This is a genomic window from Microbacterium sp. NPDC089189, assembly GCF_040685095.1.
Classification (GTDB): domain Bacteria; phylum Actinomycetota; class Actinomycetes; order Actinomycetales; family Microbacteriaceae; genus Microbacterium.
The window spans coordinates 1-24,570 of sequence record NZ_JBFBHG010000035.1 but is presented as its reverse complement, the minus strand read 5'-3'; the positions used below and the strand labels follow the sequence as shown (position 1 = coordinate 24,570).

Sequence of the window (24,570 nt, the reverse complement as noted above, 5' to 3'; positions counted from 1 at the left end):
CGGCCTCCGTACGTGTGCAAGCGGTGCACTCGGCGCGATGTCGTGCACTCGCGGGCGGAGCGGCGGGAGCGGGGCGAGCAGGAGGGAGCACCGGGGCGGCGGGAGGTCAGGGGCACGCCGTCCCCGGTGGGTCGGCTCAGGCGCCCCAGCCGGCCTGGGCGCCGCCGGCGCGCTCGGCCGCGATGCGCTCCTGATATCCGGATGCGGCGAAGGCCGCCATCGGGTCGGCGGGCAGGCCGCGTGACGCACGCCACTCGGCCAGCGCCGGTCGGACATCGGTCTGGAACGCATCCATGAACACGGCCTGCGCCCCCAGGACGTCGTTCGCCTCCTGCGCGGCGGCGAGCGCGGTGCGGTCGAGCAGCAGCGCCCGCGCGGTCATCTCCTGCACGTTCAGCACGGAGCGGATCTGGCCCGGGATCTTGGCCTCGATGTTGTGGCACTGGTCGAGCATGAACGCGACGTCCGGGTTGTTGAGCCCGCCGCCGCGGACGACCTCGACCAGGATGCGGAAGAGCTGGAACGGATCGGCCGCCCCGACGATGAGGTCGTCATCGGCGTAGAACCGCGAGTTGAAGTCGAACGATCCGAGCTTGCCCAGTCGCAGCAGCTGCATGACGATGAACTCGATGTTGGTGCCCGGGGCGTGGTGACCGGTGTCGAGGCAGACGAGGGCCTTGTCGCCGAGGGCGGCCACCTGCGCGTAGGAGGTCCCCCAGTCGGGAACATCGGTGTGATAGAACGACGGCTCGAAGAACTTGTACTCGAGCACCAGGCGCTGGTCGTCGCCCAGGCGCGCGTAGATCTGCTGCAGCGAGTCCTGCAGGCGGTCCTGCCGGGAGCGCATGTCGTTCTGCCCGGGGTAGTTGGACCCCTCGGCGAGCCAGATCTTGAGATCGCGCGAGCCCGTCGCATCCATGATGTCGATGCAGGCCACATGGTGGGCGATCGCCTTCCGGCGGATGGCCTCGTCGTGGTGGGTGAGGGCGCCGAACTTGTAGTCCTCGTCCTGGAACGTGTTCGAGTTGACGGTGCCGAGCGCTACGTCCAGGTCCTCGGCGTAGCGGCGCAGGGCGTCGTAGTCGTCGACGGCGTCCCACGGGATGTGGAGGGCGACGGAGGGGGCCAGCGCGGTCAGGCGGTTGACCTCGGCGGCATCCGCGATCTTCTCGTACACGTCGCGGGGCGTGCCGGGGGTGGGGAAGACGCGGAATCGGGTGCCGGAGTTGCCGAACGCCCAGCTGGGCAGTTCGATCGCCTGCGCGCCGAGGGCATCGAGGATCTCAGGGGACAGCGTTGTCATGGAGTGCCTTCCGGTCAATGAATCGTTTCAAACGTAGCGCACCGGACGAACGAAGACCACCTCCCGAGGCACGAATCGCGCCGGTACGGGGCGGGCGCCTACAGTTCAGACGTGTGGCAGGTGACGGCGTGAGCGTGAGTGTGCGCGAGGTGGCGGCCGCCGCCGGGGTGTCGGTGGGCACCGTGTCGAACGTGCTCAACCGGCCCGACCGCGTCGCGCCCGACACGGTCGCCCGCGTGCAGGCCGCGATCGACGCGCTCGGCTTCGTGCGCAACGACGCCGCCCGTCAGCTGCGCGCCGGCCGCAGCCGCACCCTCGGGCTCGTCGTGCTCGACGCCCGCAACCCCTTCTTCATGGATGTGGCGCGCGGCGCCGAGGAAGCGGCGACCGAGCACGGGATGAGCGTGCTCATCGCCAACAGCGACGAGCGCACCGACCGGGAGGCGCGCCACCTCGAGCTCTTCGAGCAGCAGCGCGTGTTCGGAGTGCTGCTGACGCCCGTCGCCGACGCCGGAGCGCAGATCGACCGGCTGCGCGCGCGCGGCGTGCCGGTCGTGCTCGTGGACCGGGCGTCGGCGGACCCCGCCACGCCCTCGGTCGCCGTCGACGACGTCATCGGCGGGGCGCTCGCTGCCCGGCACCTGCTCGACAGCGGTCGCCGGCGTCTGGCGTTCGCCGGCGGCCCGGCGTCGATCCGGCAGGTGGAGGATCGCGTCCGCGGGGCGCGTGAGGCGATCGCCGCGTATCCGGATGCCGCGCTCGAGCTCCTTCCGACGACCGCCCTCACGGTGGCCGAGGGGCGTGCCGTCGGGCGGCTCATCGTCGAGCGAGCGCCCGCCGAGCGGCCGGACGCCGTGTTCGCGGGCAACGACCTCGTGGCCCTCGGGCTGTTGCAGAGCCTCGTCATGACCGGCAGCATCCGCGTGCCCGAGGACATCGCGCTCATCGGCTACGACGACATCGACTTCGCCGCCTCCGCGGTCGTGCCGCTGAGCTCGGTGCGCCAGCCCGCCGAGCTCATCGGCCGCCGCGCCGTCGAGCTGCTGCTGGGAGTGGGCGAGCTCGATCCGCAGGCGCGCTTCCATCCGGAACTCATCGCCCGGGAATCCTCCGTGGGGCGGCCCCGCCTCTAGACTCGGCCCATGCCGGAGTTCACCGACGCGCACGGCGTCGACATCGTCTACGACATCCACCCGGCGATCGGCCGCCCGCGCGGCGTGATCCAGCTGCTGCACGGTGTCGGCGAGCACGCGGGGCGCTACGCCGCGCTCGCCGGCGCGCTGACCGAGGCCGGATTCACGGTCTACGCCGACGACCACCGCGGTCACGGACGCACCGGCATGGGCCAGTGGGGCGACCGCAACAAGCTGGGCAAGCTCGGCCCGGGCGGGCACCCGGCGGCGGTCGCTGCGCTCTGGCAGTTCACCGAGCTGATCCGCGCCGAGAACCCCGACCTGCCGCTCGTGCTGCTCGGGCACTCGTGGGGATCGTTCCTCGCGCAGATCCTGGTCAACCGGCATCCGGAGGCCTACGACGCGCTCGTGCTGTCGGGCTCGGCGCTGCGCACGCCCGGTTCGCTCAACGCCGGCAACCTCAACGCGCCGTGGCGCGGCCCCGACGCGACGGGCGCGGAGTGGCTTTCGAGCGACGCCGCCGTCAGCCAGAACTTCCTCGACGACCCGCTGACGACCAGCACGCCGCTCCTCGCGCTGTTCGGTCCGATCGACGCGGCGCGACTGTACGGGCGTCCGCGTCCGAACCTCGAGCACGACCTGCCCGTGCTGCTGATGGTCGGACGCGACGACACCGTGGGCGGCCCGCGCAGTGTGCACAAACTCGCCGCCGCGTACCGCGAGCGATCGGGGCTCACCGACGTCACCACCCTCGTGTACCCGGGTGCGCGGCACGAGATCTTCAACGAGGTCATGCAGGCGGATGTGCGCGCCGACCTGCTCGCCTGGCTCGACCAGCGTTTCGCCGCCCGCGTCTGACCCCGGCCCGGCCGCGCGTTGCATCCCGGGCCGCCCCATCCGCGCGTGAGCGGAGGAGATCCATCCGCCGGAGGGCCGAATCGGGCGTTGCTGTCCTCCCTTCGCTCGATCTCCTCCGCTCGGTGTGGTCGGCGAGCGGATGCGCGGACGTGGGCGGATGCGGAGGGCGCGGATGGGGAGCCGTGCGCCGCATCCGGGTGCGCCTCCTCCGGGGCGGCCTCCTCCGGGGCGGCCTCCTCCGGGGACGCCTCGTCCGGGCCGCCCCATCCGCGCGTGAGCGGAGGAGACCCATCCGCCGGAGGGCCGGATCGGGCGTATCGGCCCTCCGTTCGCTCGATCTCCTCCGCTCAGCGGCGTAGGGGTTCGGGTCGGGGCGGAGGTGGGATGAGGCGTCCCGGCGCAGGAGGAGTCTGCCCTCGCCACTCTGAGCGGAGGAGATCCGCGTACCGGAGGATCGGATCGGGCGTTTCGGTCCTCCGTTCGCTCGATCTCCTCCGTTCAGCGGCGAGGAAGCCCACCGCGGGCGGCGGCTCAGGCGGCGGTCTGCTTCGGGTCGCGCTCGGCGGGGGAGGGTGCGGGACCGCGCCCGAGCGACCAGGTCGTCGCGAGGCCGATCAAGAGGAATCCGGCGGCGGTGAAGGCGGCCCAGCGGGTGCCGTCCGAGAAGGCGAGCGCCGCGGCATCCCCCGCCTCGGCGGTCTGCGGATCGGCGCGGAGTCCGGCGATCGCCCCGCCGGCGGAATCGACCACGGCCGAGACCACCTGATCGCGCTGCTCGGCGGGAACCCCGGCGTCGTCCAATGCGTTCGAGAGGACGGTGCCGGTGCTCGAGAAGAGAACGGTGCCGAGGATGGCGACGCCGAGCGCGGCCCCCACCTGCCGGGATGTGGACTGCGCGCCGGAGCCCTGGCCCGAGAGCTCGACCGGCACATCCTGCAGCACGACGCCGGTCAGCTGCGCCGTGGCGAGTCCGACTCCGAAGCCGTAGACGAACAGGGCGGGGATGAGCCAGCCCCAGGCGGCATCCGGCCCGATGACGAACCCCGCCCACGCGACGCCCACGATCTCGGCGGCGATGCCGACCCGCACGATCACCACGGGGCGGATGCGGCCGGCCCCGGCCCCCGCGAAGCCGCTGGCCACGAACGATCCCACGGCGAGGGCGAGCAGGATGAAGCCGGTCTGGAGGGCGTCGAAGCCGAGCACGAACTGCAGCCAGAGCGGCAGCGAGAGGATGATGCCGAACTCGCCGAGCGCCACGACGAGGGCGGCGATGTTGCCGTTGCGGAACGATCCGATGCGGAACAGGCTGAGATCCAGCAGCGCCGCTCGACCGTGGCGCAGCCGTCGCCGGCTCCACAGGATGAACACGACGAGGGCGACCACGGCGACCGCGAGGGCGACCGGCACGGGCGAGAGCGACCACGGCCAGTCGATGCCGCCGATCGAGAACGTCTCCCGCGCCTCCCACCATCCGTAGGTGCGTCCCTCGATGAGGGCGAACACGAGGGCGCCGAAGAGGATGACCGAGAGTGCCGCGCCGATCAGATCGACCCCGCGGCGCACGCTCTCGCGCGACTCGGACACCGTCAGCAGCACACCGACGATGATGATGACCGCGAGGGGCAGGTTGATGCCGAAGGCCCAGCGCCACGAGAACGATGTCGTGAGCCAGCCGCCCAGAAGGGGGCCGACCGCGGCCATGCCGCCGATCGTGGAGCCCCAGACGGCGAAGGCGATTCCGCGCTCGCGCCCGCGGAAGGTGGCGTTGATGAGCGACAGCGTGGTCGGCAGGATCATCGCTCCGCCGACGCCCTGCACGAGTCGGGCGAGGATCAGGAGGCGCCCGTCGGGCGCGGTCGCCGCCCCCAGTGAGGCGAGGGCGAACAGCACGACGCCGATGAGCAGCAGTCGGCGACGACCGAACCTGTCGGCGAGAGAGCCGAAGAGCAGCAGCAGCGACGCGAAGACGAGGGTGTAGGCCTCCTGCACCCACTGCACCTCGGTCGAGGTGATCCCGAGCTCGTCGACGATCGACGGGACGGCCACGTTCACGATCGTGGAGTCGACGATGATCAACGACACCGCGACGCTGATGAACACCAGCGCGATCCAGTGCCGGGAGGAACGGTTCGCCACGATTTACCTCGCTTATCTAGCTATCTCGCAGCGAGAGTACACCCGAATCCCCGCGATGAGGGTGGGAAGCGGGGATCCGGGCGTCGTCAGGCCGTGCGGCGGATGGCGTCGACGAGAGGCGTGGATGCGGCGACCGCGCCCAGGACGAGAGCGAAGCCTGCCACGAAGGTCGTCCCGATCACGATCAGCGACAGCGGGGCGACGATCACGCTGATACCCACCATCGGCAGCGCCAGCACCGCGCCGACCGCCGCGCCGCCCAGCGCCGCCCAGCGGAGCGGGACGAAGACCGTCAGCCGCCGCGCCGCCTGCACCTGACCGGAGGGCACCCCCATCCGGTCGAGGCCGACGATCAGCTCGCGGTCCTCGAGCACCGAGGCCGCCTGCGTCACGCCCACCGAGCACGCGAGCAGGAGGAATCCGGCGCCGAGGGTGACGAGCACGCCGGTGCTGATGTCGGCGAAGAGGGGATCGGTGTCGTCCGTCCCCGCGATCGCGGCGAGGGCCATGCCGCTGCCTCCGACGACGGCGATGAAGGAGATCATCGCGATCGCCGAGACGCGTCGCCAGGCGGATGCGGCGTGCGCGGCCAGCTCTCTGCCCGCGATGAGGCGGGCCGCCGTGGTCGCCCGCCGGGCCATCGCCCGGCCACGGGCCGCGACGATGGGCGTGCCGATGAGGTTCACGAGGGCCATCGCCCCGGCGAACAGGCCCAGGAGCACCGCCAGCGCGACGACGGGGGCCAGCATCGCGCCGAACGAGCCGAAGCTCGCGACCGCCGCACCCACGGCGACGATGCCGAGGGCCGAGAGGATCAGCATCCGGAGCCGACGCGGCGGGGCATCGGTGCGGCGCCGCACCCCGAGGGGCGTGAGGCGGACGCGGCGGAGCCCGGTGACGGCGCTGGCCGTGGCCAGCAGCACGACCGCCAGGACGACCAGGAGCAGACCGAGCGGTCCGACCCACAGCGCGCCGGCGCCGACGGGGCCGCCGAAGAACGGCAGCAGCCCCAGCAGAGGCAGGGCGAGCACGTACAGCGCGACGCCGCCGACCGCGCCGACGAGGGCGGTCGCGGATGCTTCGAGCACCGTCATCGCCGACACCTCTCCGCTCGTGGCGCCGAGCAGGCGCAGCGTCGCCAGCCGGTCGTCGCGACGGCGACTGGAGAGCCGCGCGGCCGCAGCCCCGAGGGTGGCGGTGGGCACGAGCAGCAGGATGAGGGCGAGGATGCTGAGCATCGCGTACAGCTCGCGATTGATGCCCATCCGGGGGTCGGTCAGGAACATCACGGTGCCGCCCACGACCGTGAGGAGGATCGCCGTGGTGACGGCGAAGGCGATGACGGGCAGGATCAGTGCCGCGACGCCCTGGCGGCGCGGGCGCCCGAGCAGGACGGTGAGCAGCACGACGCGACGTGCGGAGCCGCGGGTCGACGTGCGCGGAGCCGGGGCGACGAGGCTCATCGCGCCTCCTCCGCGCCGCGTGCCCGCGAGGTCGTCGCGGCCTGCCCGCCGGTGAGGCGACCGTCGCTCATGCGGACCACTCGATCGCAGCGCGCGGCGACATCCGCGTCGTGCGTCACGACCACGAGCGTCCGCCCCTGCCCGACGGTGGCGTGCAGCAGCGCGCTCAGGACCTCGGCGGATGTCGCCGAGTCGAGGGCACCGGTCGGCTCGTCGGCGAAGACCACGGGCGAGCCGGTCACCTGGGCCCGGGCGATCGCCACCCGTTGGGCCTGGCCGCCCGACAGCTCGCCGATGCGGCGGTCCTCCATGCCCGCGAGCCCGAGTGCCTGCAGCCAGCCCCGGGCGTGCGCCTCGGCATCCGCGCGCGAGGCGCCCTGGATGATCAGCGGCAGTGCGGCGTTCTCGGCGGCGGTCAGCTCGGGCAGGAGCAGGTGCTCCTGGAACACGAAGCCGAGGTGGGTGCGGCGCACGGCGGAGCGCGCGGTCTCGTCGAGGCCGGCCAGTTCGATCGGCGCGCGGCCGGGGACCGTTAGGCGCACGGACCCGGCGTCGGGGGCGAGGACGGCGGCCAGGCAGTGCAGCAGCGTCGTCTTGCCCGAGCCCGATGCGCCCATGATGGCGACCGATTCGCCCGCTCCGATCGCGAGGTCGATGGCGTCGAGCGCCCGCAGGGCGCCGTAGGTCTTGGTGAGTCCGCGGGCTTCGAGAACCGGCGCGGATGGGGTGGCGGAAGTCATGTCTCCAGCGTTGTCCGCCCGCGCCGGTGCGTCGTCCGTCCTGCGGTGTAACCGCATCCGCCTCGAGAGCGACATCGGGCGCCCTCGCCGCCGGATCCGCCATGCGCCCCGGCGACGCCCCCGGATCTAGGCTGGAGGCATGCACGGCGAATACAAGGTTCCCGGCGGCAAGCTCGTGGTCGTCGATCTCGATGTCGAAGACGGCCGGCTCGCCAACGTCCATCTGGCGGGCGACTTCTTCCTCGAGCCCGACGACGCCCTGGCCGACATCGACGCGGCCATCTCGGGGCTCCCCGTGGGGACGGATGCGTCGGCGATCGCCGCGGCCGTGCGCGCGGCGCTGCCCCCCGGTGCGCAGCTGCTGGGGTTCACACCGGAGTCGATCGGGACCGTCGTGCGGCGTGCGCTCATCACGGCGCCCGGATGGAAGGACCTCACCTGGGAGGTCGTGCACGACCGGCCCGTCTCGCCGCGGATGAACCTGGCGCTGGACGAGGTGCTCACGACCCGCGTCGGCGACGGTCGGCGCAACCCCACGCTGCGGCTGTGGGAGTGGGACGAGTCCGCTGTCGTCATCGGGTCGTTCCAGTCGTACCGCAACGAGGTCGATCCGGAGGGCGCCGCCCGTCACGGGTTCGACGTCGTCCGCCGCATCTCGGGCGGCGGCGCGATGATGATGGGCGCGGGATCCATCGTCACCTACTCGCTGTACGTGCCCGCATCCCTCGTGGCGGGCATGACGTTCGCCGATTCGTACGCGTTCCTCGACGACTGGGTCCTGCAGGCGCTGCGGTCGATCGGCGTCGACGCGACGTATCAGCCGCTCAACGACATCACCTCGCCGCAGGGCAAGATCGGCGGCGCCGCGCAGAAGCGGCTCGCGAACGGGGGAGTCCTCCACCACGCGACGCTGAGCTACGACATGGACGGTCAGGTGATGACCGAGGTGCTGCGCATCGGCCGCGAGAAGCTGAGCGACAAGGGCACCGTGTCGGCGGCCAAGCGCGTCGACCCGCTGCGGCGCCAGACGGGTCTGCCGCGGGAGGCCATCATCGAGCGCTTCATCGAGACGTTCACCCACCTGTACGGGGCGACCGAGGGGCATATCACCGAAGAGGAATACGCCGAGGCGGAGGCGCTCGTCGCCACGAAGTTCGCGACCGACGCGTGGCTTCGCCGCGTGCCGTGAACGGCACCGTCGGCATCCATCACGGTGACAATCTCGACGTCGCCCGGCGCTTGCCGGACGGCGCGTTCACCCTCGTCTATCTCGATCCGCCGTTCAACACCGGGCGCACGCGCACGCGCGGCGTGGATGCTCCCGAGGCTCCGCCAGAGGTGTCGGACGAGGTGGCGACCGTGTCGCGGCGGGGGTTCCGCGGCCAGGAGTACGTCAGCCTCCGCGGCGATCTGCGGGTGTACGACGACCGGTTCGACGACTACTGGGGCTTCCTCGAGCCGCGGCTCATCGAGGCGTGGCGGCTCCTGGCGGAGGACGGCACGCTCTACCTGCATCTGGACTACCGCGAGGTGCACTACGCCAAGGTGATGCTCGACGCGCTGTTCGGGCGGGACCGCTTTCTCAACGAGATCGTCTGGGCGTACGACTACGGCGCCAAGACGCGGCGGCGCTGGCCCACCAAGCACGAGACGATCCTCGTCTACGTCAAGGACCCCGAGCGGTACTGGTTCGACGGTGACGCCGTCGACCGCGAGCCCTACATGGCGCCGGGACTCGTGACGGCCGAGAAGGCGGCGCGCGGCAAGCTGCCGACGGATGTGTGGTGGCACACGATCGTGCCCACGACCGGACGCGAGCGCACCGGGTACCCGACCCAGAAACCCGAGGGGATCCTGCGCCGCATCGTGCAGGCCTCGAGCCGGCCCGGCGACGCCGTGCTCGACCTCTTCGCCGGCAGCGGCACGACCGGGGCGGTCGCCTCGGCGCTCGGTCGCAACGCGGTGCTCGTGGATGCGAATCCGGAGGCCATCGCCGTCATGACAGCCCGCATCCCCCACGCCACACTCCTCCCCACCCCCTGACCGCGGCGGGCAGCCGGGTGCTGAGTGCGGGTGCGCTGCGGCGCGGTGCGGGGGTGCTGCGGTGCGGGGGTGCTGGCTCACCCCATCCGCCGAGCGCACATCCGGTGGTCGAGCGCATATGGTCCCTGATGTGCTTTCGGCGACGGGATATGCGCTCGGCGGCTGAGGCGGGGCACGCAGGGGCGGACCGGGGTGCGCGAGGGTGGCCGGCTCCGCGCGCGGGTGGCGGCCCTGCGTGTGGACGTTCCCCGTTCCTGCCGAGCGCACATCCGGTGGTCGAGCGCATATGGTCCCCGATGTGCTTTCGGCGACGGGATATGCGCTCGGCGGATGGGGCTGGGGGGCTACGAGAGGGCGCGGGTGGAGGCGTAGGCGTCGGGGATGACGGGCGGGGATGCGGCAGGGGTGTCGAACACGCGTGCGGTGCCGGCCCGCACGTCGCCAGCCCCAGCACCGCCATTGCCGCCGCCACCACCCGCACCAGCGGCGCCCGACCAGGGCGACCAGGGGGCGCGGTGCGTGCGCACGAAGTCGACGGCGGCGCCGTGCATCTCGGCGGCCAGCGCGGCGGGCGGACGCGGCCCCGTGATCGCCGTCACGCGGTCGGCGTCGAGGCAGTCGAACCAGAACGGCACGTCGAGGCAGTGCGCGGCCCACCCGATGACGGGGGAGCGCCAGGAGAACCGATACGCCCAGGTCGGTGCGGCCGCATCCGTACGGGCGTCCGCCACCGTGGGGACGAGGTGCCGGAAGACGCGGTCCGAGACGTAGCGCCCGAGGAGGGCCGCCGTTCCCGCGCGACGCGGGCCGGGGTTGTCGCGCAGGTAGGCGTGACGCGTGCGCCGGGCGACGCCGAGCGCCCCGAGCGCGAGTCCGGGCGGGATCATGCGGAGCGTCCGCGACATGCGCGCGGTGACCATCGTGAACTCGTCGTCGGCCGATCCCAGCAGGAGCGGCTTGTCGGCACCGACCCCGGCCGCGAGCGACGCCGGGGTCGGCTCGGGCAGCAGATCGCCATCGACCATCGGCCCCCACGCCAGCTCGCGCAGCATCTCGCGGGCGACGGCGAGCCGGTCGCGGCTCGGCGGGTAGGCGGCGCGTTCCTGTAGATCGTGCAGGCGCTCGTCGGGCACCCGTGCGAAGCCGTCGCGATCGGCGGTCACCCCCGCCAGTGCGGCGAGTCGTCGCGAGCGCTCCTCGGCATCGGAGCGCGGCACGTCGCCCAGCGCACCCGAGACCGACCACGCCGCCGAGAACAGGTGCTGCGCGGCCGGCATGCCGAGCAGGGTGAGCACCGCACCGCCGCCCGCGGACTGCCCCGCGATCGTCACGCGGGAGGGATCGCCGCCGAATGCCGCGATGTTCTCCTGCACCCATTCGAGGGCCGCGATCCAGTCGCGCACGCCTCGGTTGGCGGGGGCGCCGTCGATCCAGCCGAAGCCGTCGAATCCCAGTCGGTACGACAGCGTCACCACCACGACGCCATCTCGTGCGAAGGTCCCGCCGTCGTACCAGGGGCTGGCCGGCGATCCCGAGACGTAGCCGCCGCCGTGGATCCAGACCAGGACGGGGAGGCCGGCGGCATCCGGATGCGGGGTGTAGACGTTGACGTTCAACGTGCCCGTGCCGGGCACCGAGGGCTCGGGGATGAGGGTGATGCCGGTGTCTCCGCGTTGCGGCGTGGCCCCGAACGCGGTCGCGTCGCGCACCTCCGTCCACGGCTCGGGCGGCACGGGGGCCGCGAACCGCAGCGGCCCGATCGGCGCCCGCGCGTAGGGGATGCCGAGGAAGGCGGCGGAACCGGGGCGCGCGACACCGCGCACCGCGCCCGCCGAGGTCACGACGACCGGCCCGCCCTCGCCCTTCTCAGGCATCGGCGGTGCGGCCGGTCGGGGCGAGGGCGTCGAACGCCGCTGCGACGATGGCCGCCATGTCGACGGTGGCATCGAGCATCCACTGCAACTGCGCGCCATCCCACGCCGCCTGCACGGTGCGGGCGGCGACGTCGACCGGGATGCCGGTGCGCAGCGTCCCGGCCTCCTCCGCGCGGGTGAATGCCGGCTCGAGCGTGCGGCGGAAGGCCTCGTTCCGGGCGACGAAGTAGTCGTGCGCCGGATGCGCGGGGTCCGCCGCATCCACCGAGAGCCGGGCGAAGAGGTGGACGAGACCGGGCACGCGGCTGTTGCGCTCGATGATCCGGCGATACGCCGCCGAGAGGGTGTCGGCCGCGTCGGCGTCTCCGTCGACGGGGCCGAGCTCGCGCAGGTCGTGCGCGTCGCGGGTGCGCAGGATCTCGACGAACAGCTCTTCCTTGCTGTCGAAGTAGTGCAGGAGGCCCGCCTGGCTGAGGCCGACGGCGTCCGCGATCTCGCGCACGGATGCGCCGCGGTACCCCTCGCGGGCGACGACCTGCAGCGCGGCGTCGAGGATCTCCTCGCGCTTGGCGATGCCCTTGGCATACGAACCCCGACCGGCCATGCTTCGAGGATATGCCGCGGGACCCTTGCCGATCGAAAACCGAACGTCATATGCTTTTAAGTGCGACGCGGTGCCGCGCCGCCATCGAGACATCGAAGGACCTGCCGATCATGACGGACACAGCGCCCACCCCCGCCGACCTCACTCTCGAAGAGAAGGCGTCGCTGACCAGCGGACGCGACTTCTGGACCACGAAGGCGGTCGAGCGTCTCGGCGTCCCGTCGATCATGATGACCGACGGCCCGCACGGGCTGCGCAAGCAGGCCGCCGGCAGCGATCACCTGGGGCTCGCCGCGAGCGTCCCCGCCACCTGCTTCCCGCCCGCCGTCGCGCTGGGCTCGTCGTGGGATGAGGAACTCGCGCAGCGGGTGGGCGTCGCGCTCGGTGTCGAGTCCGCCGTCGAGGACGTGGCCGTGATCCTCGGTCCGGGCGTCAACATCAAGCGCTCGCCGCTGTGCGGGCGCAACTTCGAGTACTTCTCGGAGGACCCGATCGTCAGCGGCGCTCTCGGCGCGGCGCTGGTGCGCGGCATCCAGTCGCAGGGCGTGGGGGCTTCGCTCAAGCACTTCGCCGCCAACAACCAGGAGACCGACCGGCTGCGCGTGTCGAGCGACGTCGACCCCCGGCCGCTCCGCGAGATCTACCTGCGCGGCTTCCAGCGCGTCGTCGAGGACGCGCAGCCGTGGACCGTGATGTGCGCCTACAACCGCATCAACGGCGTCTACGCCTCGGAGGACCCGTGGCTGCTCACCCAGGTGCTGCGCGGCGAATGGGACTTCCGCGGTCTCGTCGTCTCGGACTGGGGCGCGGTCAACAACCGCGTCGTGGGTCTGCCCGCGGGCCTCGACCTCGAGATGCCGGCCAGTGGCGGGGTCACCGACGCCCAGCTCGTCGCGGCCGTGAACGACGGCACGCTGGATGAGGCGGCGCTCGACATCGCGGCGGGCCGCGTGCTGGACCTCGTGCGCAAGGCGGGCGAGCGTGCGGACGTCGACGGCTTCGACGTCGATGCCCACCACGCGTTGGCGCGCGAGGCGGCGTCCCGCTCGATCGTGCTGCTGAAGAACGACGACGCCCTCCTGCCGCTCGATCGCGATGCGCGCCTCGCGGTGATCGGCACGTTCGCCGCCGAGCCCCGCTACCAGGGCGCCGGCTCGTCGCTCATCAACCCCACCCGCCTGGATGCCGCGCTCGATGCGATCCGCGAGGCGTCGAACGCCGAGGTGGCCTACGCGGCCGGCTTCACGCTCGACGGTTCGGGCGACGCCGCGGCCCTCCGCGACGAGGCGGTCGCCGCCGCATCCGCCGCCGACGTGGCCGTCGTGTTCCTGGGGCTGCCCGCCGCGGAGGAGTCGGAGGGCTTCGACCGTACGCACATCGACCTGCCCGCCGCCCAGCTCGCGGTGCTCGACGCCGTGCGTGCCGCCAACCGGCGCGTGGTCGTCGTGCTCTCCAACGGCGGGGTCGTCGCGCTGCCGTTCGCCGACGACGTGCCGACGATCCTCGAGGGATGGCTGCTCGGGCAGGCGGGTGGCTCCGCCACGGCCGACGTGCTGTTCGGCGACGCCAATCCGTCGGCGAAGCTGACCGAGACCATCCCGCTGCGGCTCGAGGACAGCCCGTCGTACGGGTCCTTCCCGGGCGAGTTCGGCCACGTGCGCTACGGCGAGGGACTCCTGGTCGGCTACCGCGGCTTCGACGCCAAGCGCACCGATGTCGCATTCCCGTTCGGGCATGGGCTGTCGTACACGACCTTCTCCTACGGGGACGCCACCGCCGAGCTGACCGACACGGGCGACCTCCGGGTCGCGGTCGACGTCACGAACGCGGGCGATGTCGCGGGCCGCGAGGTCGTCCAGGTGTACACGTCGCTGGTCGAGTCGGTCGTCGCACGGGCGCCGCGCGAGCTCAAGTCCTTCGGCGTCGTGGCGCTCGACGCCGGCGAGACGCGGCGCGTGGAGCTCGTCGTGCGGCGTGCCGACCTGGCCTACTGGGACACGCGTGTCGACGAGTGGATCGTCGAGGGCGGCACGTACACGGTGGATGTCGCCGCCTCGAGCCGCGACATCCGATCGAGCGTGGATGTGGAGATCGCGGGCGACGAGGTGCGGCCGCTCCTCAGCAGCGCGTCGTCGATCGGGGAGCTGCTGGAGAACCCCGTCACCTCGCCGGTCATCCGTGACGCGCTCACGCCCATGTTCGGCGACGACGAGGGGATGCTGAAGATGATGGCGTCGTTCCCCATCGGCCGTCTCGCCGCGTTCCCCGGCGCACCCGTGACGTCCGCCCAGATCGACGAGCTGATCGCCGCCGGCAACGCCTGACCCCACCCCATCCGAGCCTCCGCCCGCCAGCCCGGCGCCCCCGCATCCGGTCCGCCCGCGTCCCGCGAGCACAACGGCGGAGATGCGGGGGCGCCGCGCCGATTATCGTGCCCGTGCCCCCGGCGTGTCATGTGCGGCATCCGCCGTTGTGCGAGGGAGGGCGGATGCGGTTGGTCCGACCTCGGGTGGGTCAGGGTGTGGGTGCCCCGCACCCCTGACGCCCCGCATCCCGTCGCCCGGCAGTCGCCCCCGCATCCCCACCTGCACAACGGCGGGGATGCGGGAAGACACGCCGGTGGATGCGTCGAGTTCCCCGGCATGTCGTGTGCCTCATCCGCCGTTGGGCAAGCCGGGCGCCGTGTAGGCCGGGCAGGCACCGACTTACCCACCACATGCAGCACGAGCGGAGGAGATCCGGCGAACGGAGGACGTACATCCCATGAAACGTCCTCCGCTCGCCGGATCCCCTCCGCTCAGCGTGTGCGGCGGGGCGGGACCCAGCGGCGGCGCCCAGCGGCGGGCCCAGGTGCGGGCGAGAGGCTCAGCCGTCGCGGCGGGCACCTGCCGACGGCACGACCGTGAAGATGTGCGGCGCGGCGAAGCCGGCGTCCGCGAAGGCACGCTCGACCGCGAGCGAGACCTCGACGCGCCGATCGCGGTCGACGAGGGCGATCGCGGCGCCGCCGAAGCCGCCGCCGGTCATGCGGGCGCCGACCGCGCCGGCGGAGACGGCCGCATCCACCGCGGTGTCGAGCTCGGGGATCGAGATCTCGAAGTCGTCGCGCATGGAGGCGTGCGAGGCGAGCAGCAGCTCGCCGATCGCGCGGGGCCCCTGTTCTCGCAGGGTGCGCACGGTGTCGAGCACCCGCTGGTCCTCGGTCACGACGTGGCGCACCCGGCGGAAGGTGACGTCGTCGGTCTTCGCCTGCACCTCGGGCAGGTCGTCGACCTGCAGGTCGCGCAGCGCCGGCACACCCATGGCGGCCGCGCCGCGCTCGCAGGCGGCGCGGCGCTCGCCGTAGCCGCCGGTGGAGTGCGCGTGCTTCACGCCGGTGTCGATGACCAGCACCTCGAGGCCCGCCTCGGCGAAACCGAGCGGGACGACCGTGGTGTCGAGCGAACGGCAGTCGAGGAAGATCGCGGCATCGGTCTCGCCGAGCATCGACGCCATCTGATCCATGACGCCGGTGGGGGCTCCCACGGCCTCGTTCTCGGCGACGCGGCCGGCCTTGGCGAGGGCCACGCGGTCGAGTCCGAGCTCCCAGACGTCGTTGAGGGCGGATGCGGTGGCGCCCTCGATCGCCGCCGAGGACGACAGGCCGGCGCCGACTGGCACGTCGCTCGCGATCGCGATGTCGACACCGGTGACGTCGGCGGCGGTGCGGCCGGATGCGGCCAGCAGCGCCCACGCGATGCCGAGGGGGTAGGTCGACCACTCCGGCACGCTCGCACGCCCGGCGGGGAAGAGCGCGTCGAGCTCGTCGAGTGCGACCTCGACCGGGATCGGGTCGAACGTCGAGACGACACGGATGCGGCCGTCGTCGCGGCGGCCGACCTGCGCGTGGGTGCGGTGCTCGATCGCGAAGGGCAGCACGAAGCCGTCGTTGTAGTCGGTGTGCTCGCCGATCAGGTTGACGCGCCCCGGCGCCGACCAGTGGCCCTCGGGGGAGTGCCCGGTGAGCTCGAAGAACAGGGTCCGGGCGGCGGTCGCCGCATCCACGGTGGTCACAGGTCGATTCCTTCCACGGCCTCGCGCAGACGTGCAGCCGAGGTCTCGGGCGGCACGTCGCCGATCCAGGCGCCCATGGCGGCCTCGGATCCGGCGAGGTACTTCAGTTTGTCGGCCGCACGGCGCGGCGAGGTCAGTTCCAGGTGCAGGCGGGCGCCGTCGCGCCCGACGTTCACGGGCGCCTGGTGCCAGGCCGCGATGTACGGCGTCGGCGTCTCGTAGAGCGCATCGACGCCGCGGAGCAGCCGCAGGTAGAGCGGCGCCAGCTCGTCGCGCTCGGCGGCGGACGTCTCGGCGAAGTCGGCCACGTGGCGGTGGGGCACCAGGTGCACCTCGAGGGGCCAACGTGCGGCGAACGGCACGAACGCGCTCCAGTGCTCGCCGCGCAGGATCACGCGCTCGCTCGCGAGCTCGAAGTCCAGGATGCGGTCGAACAGGTCGTCGCCGGTGTTCTCGAGCGCCGTGAGCAGGCGGTGCGTGCGCGGTGTCACGTACGGGTAGGCGTAGATCTGGCCGTGCGGATGCGGCAGCGTGACGCCGATCTCCTGGCCACGGTTCTCGAACGGGAAGATCTGCTGGATGCCGGGGAGCACCGACAGGGCAGCGGTGCGATCGGCCCACGCCTCGATCACGGTGCGCGCGCGGGTCACCGTCTGGGTGCCGAACGAGCCGGAGTGCTCCGGGCTGAAGCACACGACCTCGGTGCGTCCGACGGAGGTGCGCGTGCGGCCGAGGCCGTACTCGGCCAGATCCGCCAGGCTCCGCGGCGGGTCGATGGCCGCGGGGACGTCGTCGGTCGCCTGCGCGAGCGCGGGGCCGAACGAGGGCGACTTGTTCTCGAAGACCGCGACGTCGTAGCGCGACGGGATCTCCGAGGGGTTCGTGGGCGTCTGCGGCGAGAGCGGGTCGAGCTCGGCCGGCGGCAGGAACGCGCGATTCTGCCGGTTCGCGGCGATCGAGATCCAGTCGCCGGTCAGCACGTCGAGCCGCATGGTGGCGGTCTCGGGCCGCGGAGCCAGGTCGCGCGCATCGATCGCGCGCTCGGCGCCGAGGGTCGTGCCCTGGTCGTCGTAGTAGATCAGTTCGCGACCGTCGGCGAGGCGGGTGGGTCGCTTGACGACGCCCGCACCGAGGGTGACGCTGTGCTCGGGTATGTTCACGATAACACGCTACATTCCGGCCGTGATATCGTCAACACACCCGGCGAAAGGGGCTCCGATGCGTGTCTCCATGGCGGATGTGGCCGCGCACGCGGGCGTGTCGGCGCAGACGGTCTCGCGCGTCGCGAACGACAGCCCGAGGGTCGATCCGGCCACGCGTGCGCGGGTCGAGGCCTCGATGGCGGCGCTGGGGTACCGCATGAACCGCGCCGCCCGGGCGCTCCGCACCGGGCAGACGCGCACCATCGGGCTCGTCGTGTCGACGCTCGCCTCGGTGGGAAACTCGCGCATGCTGCAGGCCATCGCCGAGGCCGCGGCCAGCCGCGACTACGCGCTGGCGGTCATCACCGTCGCCGGCACCCGCGACATCGCCGAGGCCTTCGCCCAGCTGCGCGATCAGGGCGTCGACGGAGCGGTCGTGCTCAACGAGGCGACGCGCCTCGCCCGCGACGCCGCCCCTCCCACCGGTCTCCGTCTCGTGGTGGTCGATTCGCCCGCCGATGACCGCTTCGCGATCGTGCAGACCGACCACGCCGCCGGGGCGGCCGACGCGGTGCGTCACCTCCTGGCCGGCGGACACGCGACGGTGCATCATCTGGCCGGGCCCGCGACCTCGTTCGCCGCCCGCGAGCGCGAGCGCGGCTGGCGCGAGGCGCTCGACGCCGCCGGCGCCGCCGTGCCCCCGGTCGTGCGGGGAGACTGGACCTCGCGCGCCGGCCACGCCGCGGGCGCGGAGCTGGCCGACGCGACCGCCGTCTTCGTCGCCAACGATCAGATGGCGCTCGGGCTCCTGCGCGCGCTCGCCGACGCCGGTCGCCGCGTGCCTGAGGACGTCGCCGTCGTCGGCTTCGACGACATCGTGGATGCGGCCGAGTTCCGGCCCCCGCTCACGACCGTCCGCCAGGACTTCGACGCCCTCGGCACCCTGGCCGTCTCGTCGCTGGTCGCGATGATCGAGGGGGGCGTGCCCGCATCCGAGCAGACGGTCCCGACGGAACTCGTCCTGCGCCGGAGCTCACGCGCCTGAGCCGACGCGCCCGAGCACGCGCACGCCCGCCCGCACACACGCCCGCACGCCCGACGCCCGCCCCCGCGCGACGCGAGGGGCGCCCGCCGCCGTCTCCGCGAGCGGAGAGCGACGACGAACGCCCCTCGAGGGTGTCGGGAGGATTACTCCGCGACGGGGATCGACTGCGACTCGAGCGTCTGGATGGTGGACGCCTGACCCTTGGCCAGCGCCTCGGCCAGCGTGCCGCTGCCGGTGACCGCGCCCTTGAAGCCGTCGGACACATCCGCGTACGTCTGCGTCATGGTCGGGCCCCACACGAAGTTCGGCGAGACCTCGGTGGCCGCCTGGGCGAACACGTCGTAGATCTTCTGGCCGCCGTAGAACTCCACACCCTCGGCGAGCGAGGGCAGCTGCAGGCCCGCGGTCGTGGCCGGGTAGATGTTGGCCGACTCGTTGAGGGCGGCGAGGGCCTCCTCCGACGTGTTCAGCCAGAGCGCGAACTTCGTCGCCTCGTAGAGGTGGTCGCTGCCCTTGAGGACGGCGATCGAGGATCCGCCCCAGTTGCCGGCGACGGCGTCGCCCGCGGACCACTGCGGCAGCGGTGCGACGGACCATCCGCCGGCGGTGTCGGGAGCGCCCGAGGAGATCGAGTTGGCGCCCCAGACGGCGGAGTTCCAGGTCCAGACCTCGCTGGAGTTGTAGGCGTTGTTCCACTCATCGGTCCACGCGGGGTAGGCCGAGACGAGGTCCTCGTCGAGGAGTTCCTGCCAGTAGTCGGCGACCTTCTCGGACGCCTCATCGGTCAGCGTGACATCCCACGCCTCGCCATCGTTGGCGAACCACTGTCCGCCGGCCTGCCAGACGAATCCGGCGAACTGGTTGATGTCGCCGGTGGAGAAGTTGGTGATGTAGCCGCCGAGCGCGCGGATCTGCCGTGCGGCCTCCTTGTACTCGTCCCAGGTGGTGGGCACGGCGATGTTGTTGGCCGTGAAGAGGTCGGAGCGGTAGAACAGCGCCATCGGGCCGATGTCCTGCGGGATGCCGTAGACGCTGGCGTCGGTGCCGAGGGTGACCTGGCCCCATGCCCAGTCCACGAACTGGTCCTCGGCGGCGACCACGTCGGCGCAGGCGCTGAGGTCTTCGACGCCGTCCTGCACGAGGAAGTTCGGCAGGGCGTCGTACTCGACCTGACCGAGATCGGGGGCGTTGCCGGCCGCGATCTGGTTGAAGAAGTTCTGGTACGTGCCGCTGTTGCCGTTGGGGCCGGTCTGCACCTTGACCTGGATGTCGGGGTTGTCGGCGTTCCAGAGCTCGACGACCTCCTCGATCCCGGGGATCCAGGAGGTGAACTCGAGGGTGACGTCGCCCCCGGCGGGCGCGCAGTCCCCGCCCGCGGCTGCGTCGTTGCTGCCGCCGCCGGCAGAGCAGCCGGCGAGCAGGAGCGCCGAGAGTGCGACGACCGCTGCCGCCTTCTTCTTCGAATGCTGCATTTCGATGCCTTTCTTGGTGGTGTGCCGGGCGGGTCTTTCCGCCCGACGGGGACCGGACGGGCAGGGCCGTCCGGAGTCTGGTTACTTGATGGCGCCCGCCCCGAGCCCGCCGCGCCAGAAGCGCTGCAGGAGCAGGAACGTGACGATGAGGGGGATGACCGACAGCAGGGCGCCGATCAGCACCAGGCCGCGCAGTTCCGGCAGCTGGTTGAGCTGGTTGTTCCAGCCGTACAGCCCGTAGACGACGGGGAAGAGCTCTTCGCTGCGCAGCATGATCAGCGGCAGGAAGAAGTTGTTCCAGATCGCGACGAACTGGAAGAGGAACATCGTCACGAGCGCGGGGGTCATGAGTCGCATGCTCACGGTGAAGAACGTGCGGATCTCACCCGCGCCGTCGAGTCGGCTGGCCTCGAGCAGCTCGTCGGGCACCGAGGACGCGGCGAAGATCCGCGCCAGGTACACGCCGAACGGACTCACGATCGAGGGCAGGAACACCGACCAGAACGTGTTGGTCAGCTGCGCCTGGCTGAAGATCAGGAAGAGCGGCAGGGCCAGCGCCGTGGCGGGCACGAGCACACCGCCGAGCACGACGTTGAAGAGGAACTCGCGTCCGGGGAAGCGGTACTTCGCGAGGGCGTACCCGGCCATCGCGGCCAGCAGCGTCGCGATGGCGCCGCCGAGTCCCGCGTACAGCAGCGAGTTTCCGAGCCAGCGCAGGTACACGCCGTCGCGGTAGGCGAACAGCGTGCCGATGTTCTCGAACAGGCGCATGTCGGCGAACCACAGCGGGTTCGTCGTCAGGATGTCGCCGGTGTCCTTGCTGGAGGCGACCAGGAGCCACCACAGGGGCAGCAGGAAGTAGACGGTGAACACCGCCATGATCAGCATCGCGGAGGTGCGCGACACCAGGGGCTCGCGGATGCGGCCGGCCGTGCTCGCGAGACGGCTGCTCGTCAGACTGGCGCTCATGCGTTGCCCTTCCGCTGCATGTACTTCATGAATCCGAACGACAGCACGAACGTCGTGACCGCGAGCACGACCGAGAAGGCCGCGGCGAGGTTCGTGTTCGGGATGGATGCGGTGGCGTACACCGTCATGTTCGGGGTGAACGTGCTGGTCACGGCCGAGCTGAACGACCGGAAGACCTGCGGCTCGGCCAGGAGCTGCAGCGTGCCGATGATGGAGAAGATCGCCGTCATGACGATCGCGGGGCGCACGAGCGGGATCTTGATCGACCAGGCGATGCGGATGTGGCCGGCCCCATCCAGCCGCGCGGCCTCGTAGATCTCGGTGGGGATCGACAGCAGCGACGAGTAGATGATCAGCATGTTGTAGCCGACGTAGACCCAGGTGACCACGTTGGCGATCGACCAGAGCACGAGGTCGGCGCCGAGGAAGTTGACGTTCTGGGTGAGGGCGGTGAACGGCGACAGGTTGGGGGAGAAGAGCGAGCCCCACATGATCGCGGCGATGACGCCGGGGACCGCGTACGGCACGAAGAACGCGAGGCGGAAGAACCGCTTGCCCTTGACCAGCGGCGAGTCCAGCAGCAGCGCGAAGAGCAGCGCGAGGCCGAGCATGACCGGCACCTGGACGACGCCGAACAGCAGCATCCGGCCGACCGACGCCCAGAAGGCCTCGTTCTGGAAGACGAGGGCGTACTGCGTGAGGCCGCCGAACACCAGCTCGGCCTTCCCGAACGTGCCGTCGCGCTGCACGACGAGCAGCGACTGCACCGTGGCGAACACGATCGGCAGCACGTAGAAGAGCGAGAAGAGGATGCCGAAGGGCACCAGCAGGATCGCGATCGCCCCCTTGTGGGGGACGCGGGGTCGCCCGCGCCGCGGCGCCGGGGCGGTGGTGGTGGTCACGAGGCCTCCTCGATGATGCGGATTCCGCCGGCGGGGACGACGACCCGGCCCTCGGCCTGCTCGCCGGAGAGCAGGTCGCGTCCGTGCGCGTCGATGACGGCGTCGGCGTCGGCGTGGTTGATGGCGAACAGGAAGCTGCGGTCGGTGCCGTCGCGGCGCACGACCTCGAGTCCGGCCGGACGATCGGCGTCGGTCGGAACTCCCGCGCCCGCGGCGATCTCGACGATCAGGTCGCGGTAGGCGTCGGCGTCGGGCAGCGTGGCGAGGTACCAGGCGGTGCCCTCGCCGGCGCGACGCCGGGTGAGGGCGGGGGCGCCGGCGGCGGGACCGTCGGCGAAGGCGTCGATGACGTCGGCGTCGACCGCCCGCATCCGTTCCGCCCACACCGAGCCCGTCGCGCCGGAGCGGAGCGCGACCCGCTCGGTCGGGAACAGCGGCGCGAACTCTTCGACCGAGACGCCGAGCAGCTCGCGGAACGCGCCCGGGTAGCCGCCGAGCCCCACGCGGTCCTGTTCGTCGACGATGCCGCTGTAGAAGGTCACCAGCAGCGAGCCGCCGCCCGTCACGTACGCGGAGAAGACCTCGGCCTCGGATGCGCGCACCAGGTGCAGGCACGGGGCGACGACCAGGGCGTAGTCGCCGAGGTCGGCCCCGGGGGCGACGACGTCGACCGTGAGGCCGGCACGCGAGAGCGCGGCGTGCGCGGCGTGCACCTGGTCGAGGTAGGACAACGCCTCGCTCGGACGCCCCTCGCCCTCGGCGGCCCACCAGCTCTCCCAGCTGAAGACGATGGCGGCCTGGCCGCGGACGCGGCTGCCCACCACCGGGCGGAGCGCCCGGATCATGTCACCGAGTTCGCGCACGCCCTGCCAGGCGGCGGTGTCGGTGCCGGCGTGCGGCACGAGCGCGGAGTGGTACTTCTCGGCGCCCTGCGCCGACGCCCGCCACTGGAAGAAGCAGATGCCGTCGGCGCCGCGGGCGACGTGGGCGGCGACGTTGCGCAGCAGCTCTCCGTCCGCCTTGGCGCGGTTGTAGGGCTGCCAGTTCACGGCGCCGGTGGAGGTCTCCATGAGCAGCCACGGTGCGCCGCCGGCGAGCCCGCGCGTGAGGTCGGCGGCGAACGACAGCTCCGCCCGGGGCGAGGGCAGGCGCTGGTCGAGGTAGTGGTCGTTGGCGACCACATCCATCTCGGCCGCCCAGCTCCAGTAGTCGAGGTTGCGGATGTGGGCGGTGACCATGAAGTTGGTCGTGACCGGCACGCTGCTGCGCTCGCGGATGATCGCGGCCTCGGCGCGGTAGAGCCCGAGCTGCTCGTCGGAGCTGAAGCGCTGGAAGTCGAGCAGCTGAGAGGGGTTGCGCAGCGAGAGTGCGCGCAACGGCGGCAGGATCTCGTCCCACGCGCCGTAGCGCTGGCTCCAGAACGACGTGCCCCACGCCGTGTTGAGGGCGTCGATCGTCTCGTAGCGCTCGCGCAGCCAGTCGCGGAAGGCGACGGCGCTGGCCTCGCAGTAGCAGAGCGCGTTGTGGCAGCCGAGTTCGTTCGACACGTGCCAGAGGGCGACGGCGGGGTGGTCGGCGTACCGGTCGGCGACGCGGGTGACCAGCTCTGCCGCGTAGGCGCGGAAGACGGGGGAGCTCGGGCAGTAGGCCTGGCGACCGCCCGGGTAGCGGCGGGTGCCGTCGTCGGTCATGGGCAGCAGCTCGGGGTGGAGACGCGTGAGCCACGGCGGCGGCGAGGCGGTACCGGTGCCGAGGTTCACCCGGATGCCGGAGGCGTGCAGCAGATCGATGACCGCATCCAACTCGGTGAAGTCCCACTGCCCCGGAGCCGGGTTGATCGAGGACCACCCGAAGACGTTGATGGCGACGAGGCTGACGCCGACCTCGTTCATGAGGCGGACGTCCTCGTCCCAGACGGAACGGTCCCACTGCTCGGGGTTGTAGTCGCACCCGAGGATCAGGCCCCGGCCTGCGAGGGTGGCGAGATGGACGGCGTCGGGCATCCCGGTTGCGCTCCTTTGCGTAGCTGTGAACGTGCACACATCCGGTCGACCGGTGCGGGGTCGAAGAATCTGTGAACGTGCACATACTGACACCATCTGCGCCACGAGGTCAAGTCGTCGCGCCGATAGGCTGCTCACATGACCGTTCCACCGCCCGTCCACCGTCGCAGCACCGTGCACGACGTGGCGCGGGCGGCGGGCGTCTCCCGCGGCACGGTGAGCCGCGTGCTCAACGGCGGATACGTGTCGGGGCCGGCGCGGGAGGCGATCGAGGCCGCGATCCGCGACGTCGGCTACGTGCCCAACAACGCGGCCCGCAATCTGGTGCGTCAGCGCACACAGGCGATCGGCTTCATCGTGCACGAGCCGCACTCGCTCTTCCTGGAAGACCCCAACATCGGCGGCATCATGCTGGGCGCCAACACCACGCTCTCCGAGGCGGACTACCAGATGGTGTGCGTCGTCGTCGACACCACCCGTGACACCGACCGCGTCGCCCGCTACCTGTCGGGCGGCTTCGTCGACGGCGCGGTCATCGTGTCGGCCCGCCACCAGGACCCCATCACCGAGGTCGTCGAGCGCCTGCGCCTGCCGGTGGCGTTCGTCGGCCACCCGCCCGGCATCAGCGGGGCATGGGTCGGCATCGACAACCGCGGAGCGGCCGAGACGATCACCGCCCGGCTGCGCGGCACCGGCCGCCGCCGCATCGGCATGATCGCCGCCGCCCTCGACCGCGACTCGGGCAGTGACCGCCTCGCCGGCTTCCGCGCCGCGATGGGCGACGCGTTCGACGAAGACCTCGTCGAGCCCGTGCCGCTCTACGCCTT

At 71.9% G+C, this 24,570-nt stretch carries 19 protein-coding genes; 7 read left to right on the top strand and 12 right to left on the bottom strand.

The genetic code is table 11. The features are described 5' to 3' along the window. Positions 1–136: 136 nt before the first annotated feature. Positions 137–1,303: an L-rhamnose isomerase gene (gene rhaI, locus AB0N73_RS15180; protein ID WP_363564965.1), complete on the bottom strand. Its 1,167-nt coding sequence runs from the start codon at positions 1,301–1,303 to the stop codon at positions 137–139. A gap of 128 nt (positions 1,304–1,431) precedes the next feature. On the opposite strand from rhaI, the gene AB0N73_RS15175 reads away from it, so the two are divergent. Then, a complete protein-coding gene (locus tag AB0N73_RS15175) occupies positions 1,432–2,436 on the top strand; it encodes a LacI family DNA-binding transcriptional regulator (RefSeq protein ID WP_363564970.1) in 1,005 nt (334 codons plus the stop codon). A 9-nt stretch (positions 2,437–2,445) separates the two neighbouring features. After that, entirely contained in the window at positions 2,446–3,294 is an 849-nt protein-coding gene (locus tag AB0N73_RS15170) for an alpha/beta hydrolase (protein ID WP_363564963.1), read from the top strand. A 531-nt stretch (positions 3,295–3,825) separates the two neighbouring features. On the opposite strand, the gene AB0N73_RS15165 is transcribed toward AB0N73_RS15170, so the two are convergent. The 3 genes from AB0N73_RS15165 to AB0N73_RS15155 all read right to left on the bottom strand — a co-directional run bounded on the left by AB0N73_RS15165 (position 3,826) and on the right by AB0N73_RS15155 (position 7,636). Next, positions 3,826–5,433: a DHA2 family efflux MFS transporter permease subunit gene (locus AB0N73_RS15165; protein ID WP_363564961.1), complete on the bottom strand. Its 1,608-nt coding sequence runs from the start codon at positions 5,431–5,433 to the stop codon at positions 3,826–3,828. An 86-nt stretch (positions 5,434–5,519) separates the two neighbouring features. Further along, positions 5,520–6,896 carry an FtsX-like permease family protein gene (locus AB0N73_RS15160; RefSeq protein WP_363564959.1) on the bottom strand — a complete coding sequence of 459 codons (1,377 nt, stop codon included), beginning with the start codon at positions 6,894–6,896 and terminating at the stop codon, positions 5,520–5,522. After that, positions 6,893–7,636 (bottom strand): ABC transporter ATP-binding protein, encoded by a 744-nt coding sequence (locus AB0N73_RS15155; protein WP_363564957.1) that lies wholly within the window; start codon positions 7,634–7,636, stop codon positions 6,893–6,895. Before AB0N73_RS15155 ends, AB0N73_RS15160 begins: the two co-directional genes overlap by 4 nt. Positions 7,637–7,775: 139 nt before the next feature. Between AB0N73_RS15155 and AB0N73_RS15150 the strand changes: the two genes are divergently transcribed. Next, positions 7,776–8,825: a biotin/lipoate A/B protein ligase family protein gene (locus AB0N73_RS15150; protein ID WP_363564955.1), complete on the top strand. Its 1,050-nt coding sequence runs from the start codon at positions 7,776–7,778 to the stop codon at positions 8,823–8,825. Beyond that, on the top strand, positions 8,804–9,679 hold the full coding sequence (locus AB0N73_RS15145; protein ID WP_363564953.1) for a site-specific DNA-methyltransferase: 876 nt from the start codon (positions 8,804–8,806) through the stop codon (positions 9,677–9,679). The genes AB0N73_RS15150 and AB0N73_RS15145 overlap by 22 nt, the downstream gene beginning before the upstream one ends. A 344-nt stretch (positions 9,680–10,023) precedes the next feature. Here the strand turns inward: AB0N73_RS15145 and AB0N73_RS15140 are convergent, their stop codons facing one another. Both AB0N73_RS15140 and AB0N73_RS15135 read right to left on the bottom strand, forming a co-directional pair. After that, positions 10,024–11,553 carry a carboxylesterase family protein gene (locus AB0N73_RS15140; RefSeq protein WP_363564951.1) on the bottom strand — a complete coding sequence of 510 codons (1,530 nt, stop codon included), beginning with the start codon at positions 11,551–11,553 and terminating at the stop codon, positions 10,024–10,026. After that, a complete protein-coding gene (locus AB0N73_RS15135) occupies positions 11,546–12,157 on the bottom strand; it encodes a helix-turn-helix domain-containing protein (protein ID WP_363564949.1) in 612 nt (203 codons plus the stop codon). The genes AB0N73_RS15140 and AB0N73_RS15135 overlap by 8 nt, the downstream gene beginning before the upstream one ends. A 110-nt stretch (positions 12,158–12,267) precedes the next feature. On the opposite strand from AB0N73_RS15135, the gene AB0N73_RS15130 reads away from it, so the two are divergent. Beyond that, positions 12,268–14,481 (top strand): glycoside hydrolase family 3 C-terminal domain-containing protein, encoded by a 2,214-nt coding sequence (locus AB0N73_RS15130; protein ID WP_363564947.1) that lies wholly within the window; start codon positions 12,268–12,270, stop codon positions 14,479–14,481. 541 nt (positions 14,482–15,022) lie between these two features. On the opposite strand, the gene galK is transcribed toward AB0N73_RS15130, so the two are convergent. Further along, complete coding sequence (galK, locus tag AB0N73_RS15125; RefSeq protein WP_363564968.1) at positions 15,023–16,201, bottom strand: galactokinase; 1,179 nt, start codon at positions 16,199–16,201, stop codon at positions 15,023–15,025. Between the two features lie 5 nt (positions 16,202–16,206). Next, complete coding sequence (galT, locus tag AB0N73_RS15120; RefSeq protein WP_363564945.1) at positions 16,207–17,370, bottom strand: galactose-1-phosphate uridylyltransferase; 1,164 nt, start codon at positions 17,368–17,370, stop codon at positions 16,207–16,209. A 58-nt stretch (positions 17,371–17,428) separates the two neighbouring features. Between galT and AB0N73_RS15115 the strand changes: the two genes are divergently transcribed. Further along, positions 17,429–18,397: a LacI family DNA-binding transcriptional regulator gene (locus AB0N73_RS15115; protein WP_363564943.1), complete on the top strand. Its 969-nt coding sequence runs from the start codon at positions 17,429–17,431 to the stop codon at positions 18,395–18,397. A 143-nt stretch (positions 18,398–18,540) separates the two neighbouring features. Here AB0N73_RS15115 and AB0N73_RS15110 read toward each other — a convergent pair whose 3' ends face one another. The 4 genes from AB0N73_RS15110 to AB0N73_RS15095 all read right to left on the bottom strand — a co-directional run bounded on the left by AB0N73_RS15110 (position 18,541) and on the right by AB0N73_RS15095 (position 23,743). Further along, positions 18,541–19,869 (bottom strand): extracellular solute-binding protein, encoded by a 1,329-nt coding sequence (locus tag AB0N73_RS15110; RefSeq protein WP_363564941.1) that lies wholly within the window; start codon positions 19,867–19,869, stop codon positions 18,541–18,543. An 81-nt stretch (positions 19,870–19,950) separates the two neighbouring features. Beyond that, a complete protein-coding gene (locus tag AB0N73_RS15105) occupies positions 19,951–20,838 on the bottom strand; it encodes a carbohydrate ABC transporter permease (protein ID WP_363564939.1) in 888 nt (295 codons plus the stop codon). After that, positions 20,835–21,740, bottom strand: coding sequence for a sugar ABC transporter permease (locus AB0N73_RS15100; RefSeq protein ID WP_363564937.1), 906 nt, complete (start codon positions 21,738–21,740; stop codon positions 20,835–20,837). Before AB0N73_RS15100 ends, AB0N73_RS15105 begins: the two co-directional genes overlap by 4 nt. Continuing rightward, a complete protein-coding gene (locus AB0N73_RS15095) occupies positions 21,737–23,743 on the bottom strand; it encodes a beta-galactosidase (RefSeq protein ID WP_363564935.1) in 2,007 nt (668 codons plus the stop codon). The genes AB0N73_RS15100 and AB0N73_RS15095 overlap by 4 nt, the downstream gene beginning before the upstream one ends. A 138-nt stretch (positions 23,744–23,881) precedes the next feature. Between AB0N73_RS15095 and AB0N73_RS15090 the strand changes: the two genes are divergently transcribed. Beyond that, a partial coding sequence (locus tag AB0N73_RS15090) for a LacI family DNA-binding transcriptional regulator (RefSeq protein ID WP_363564933.1) occupies positions 23,882–24,570 on the top strand: 689 nt, incomplete at its 3' end.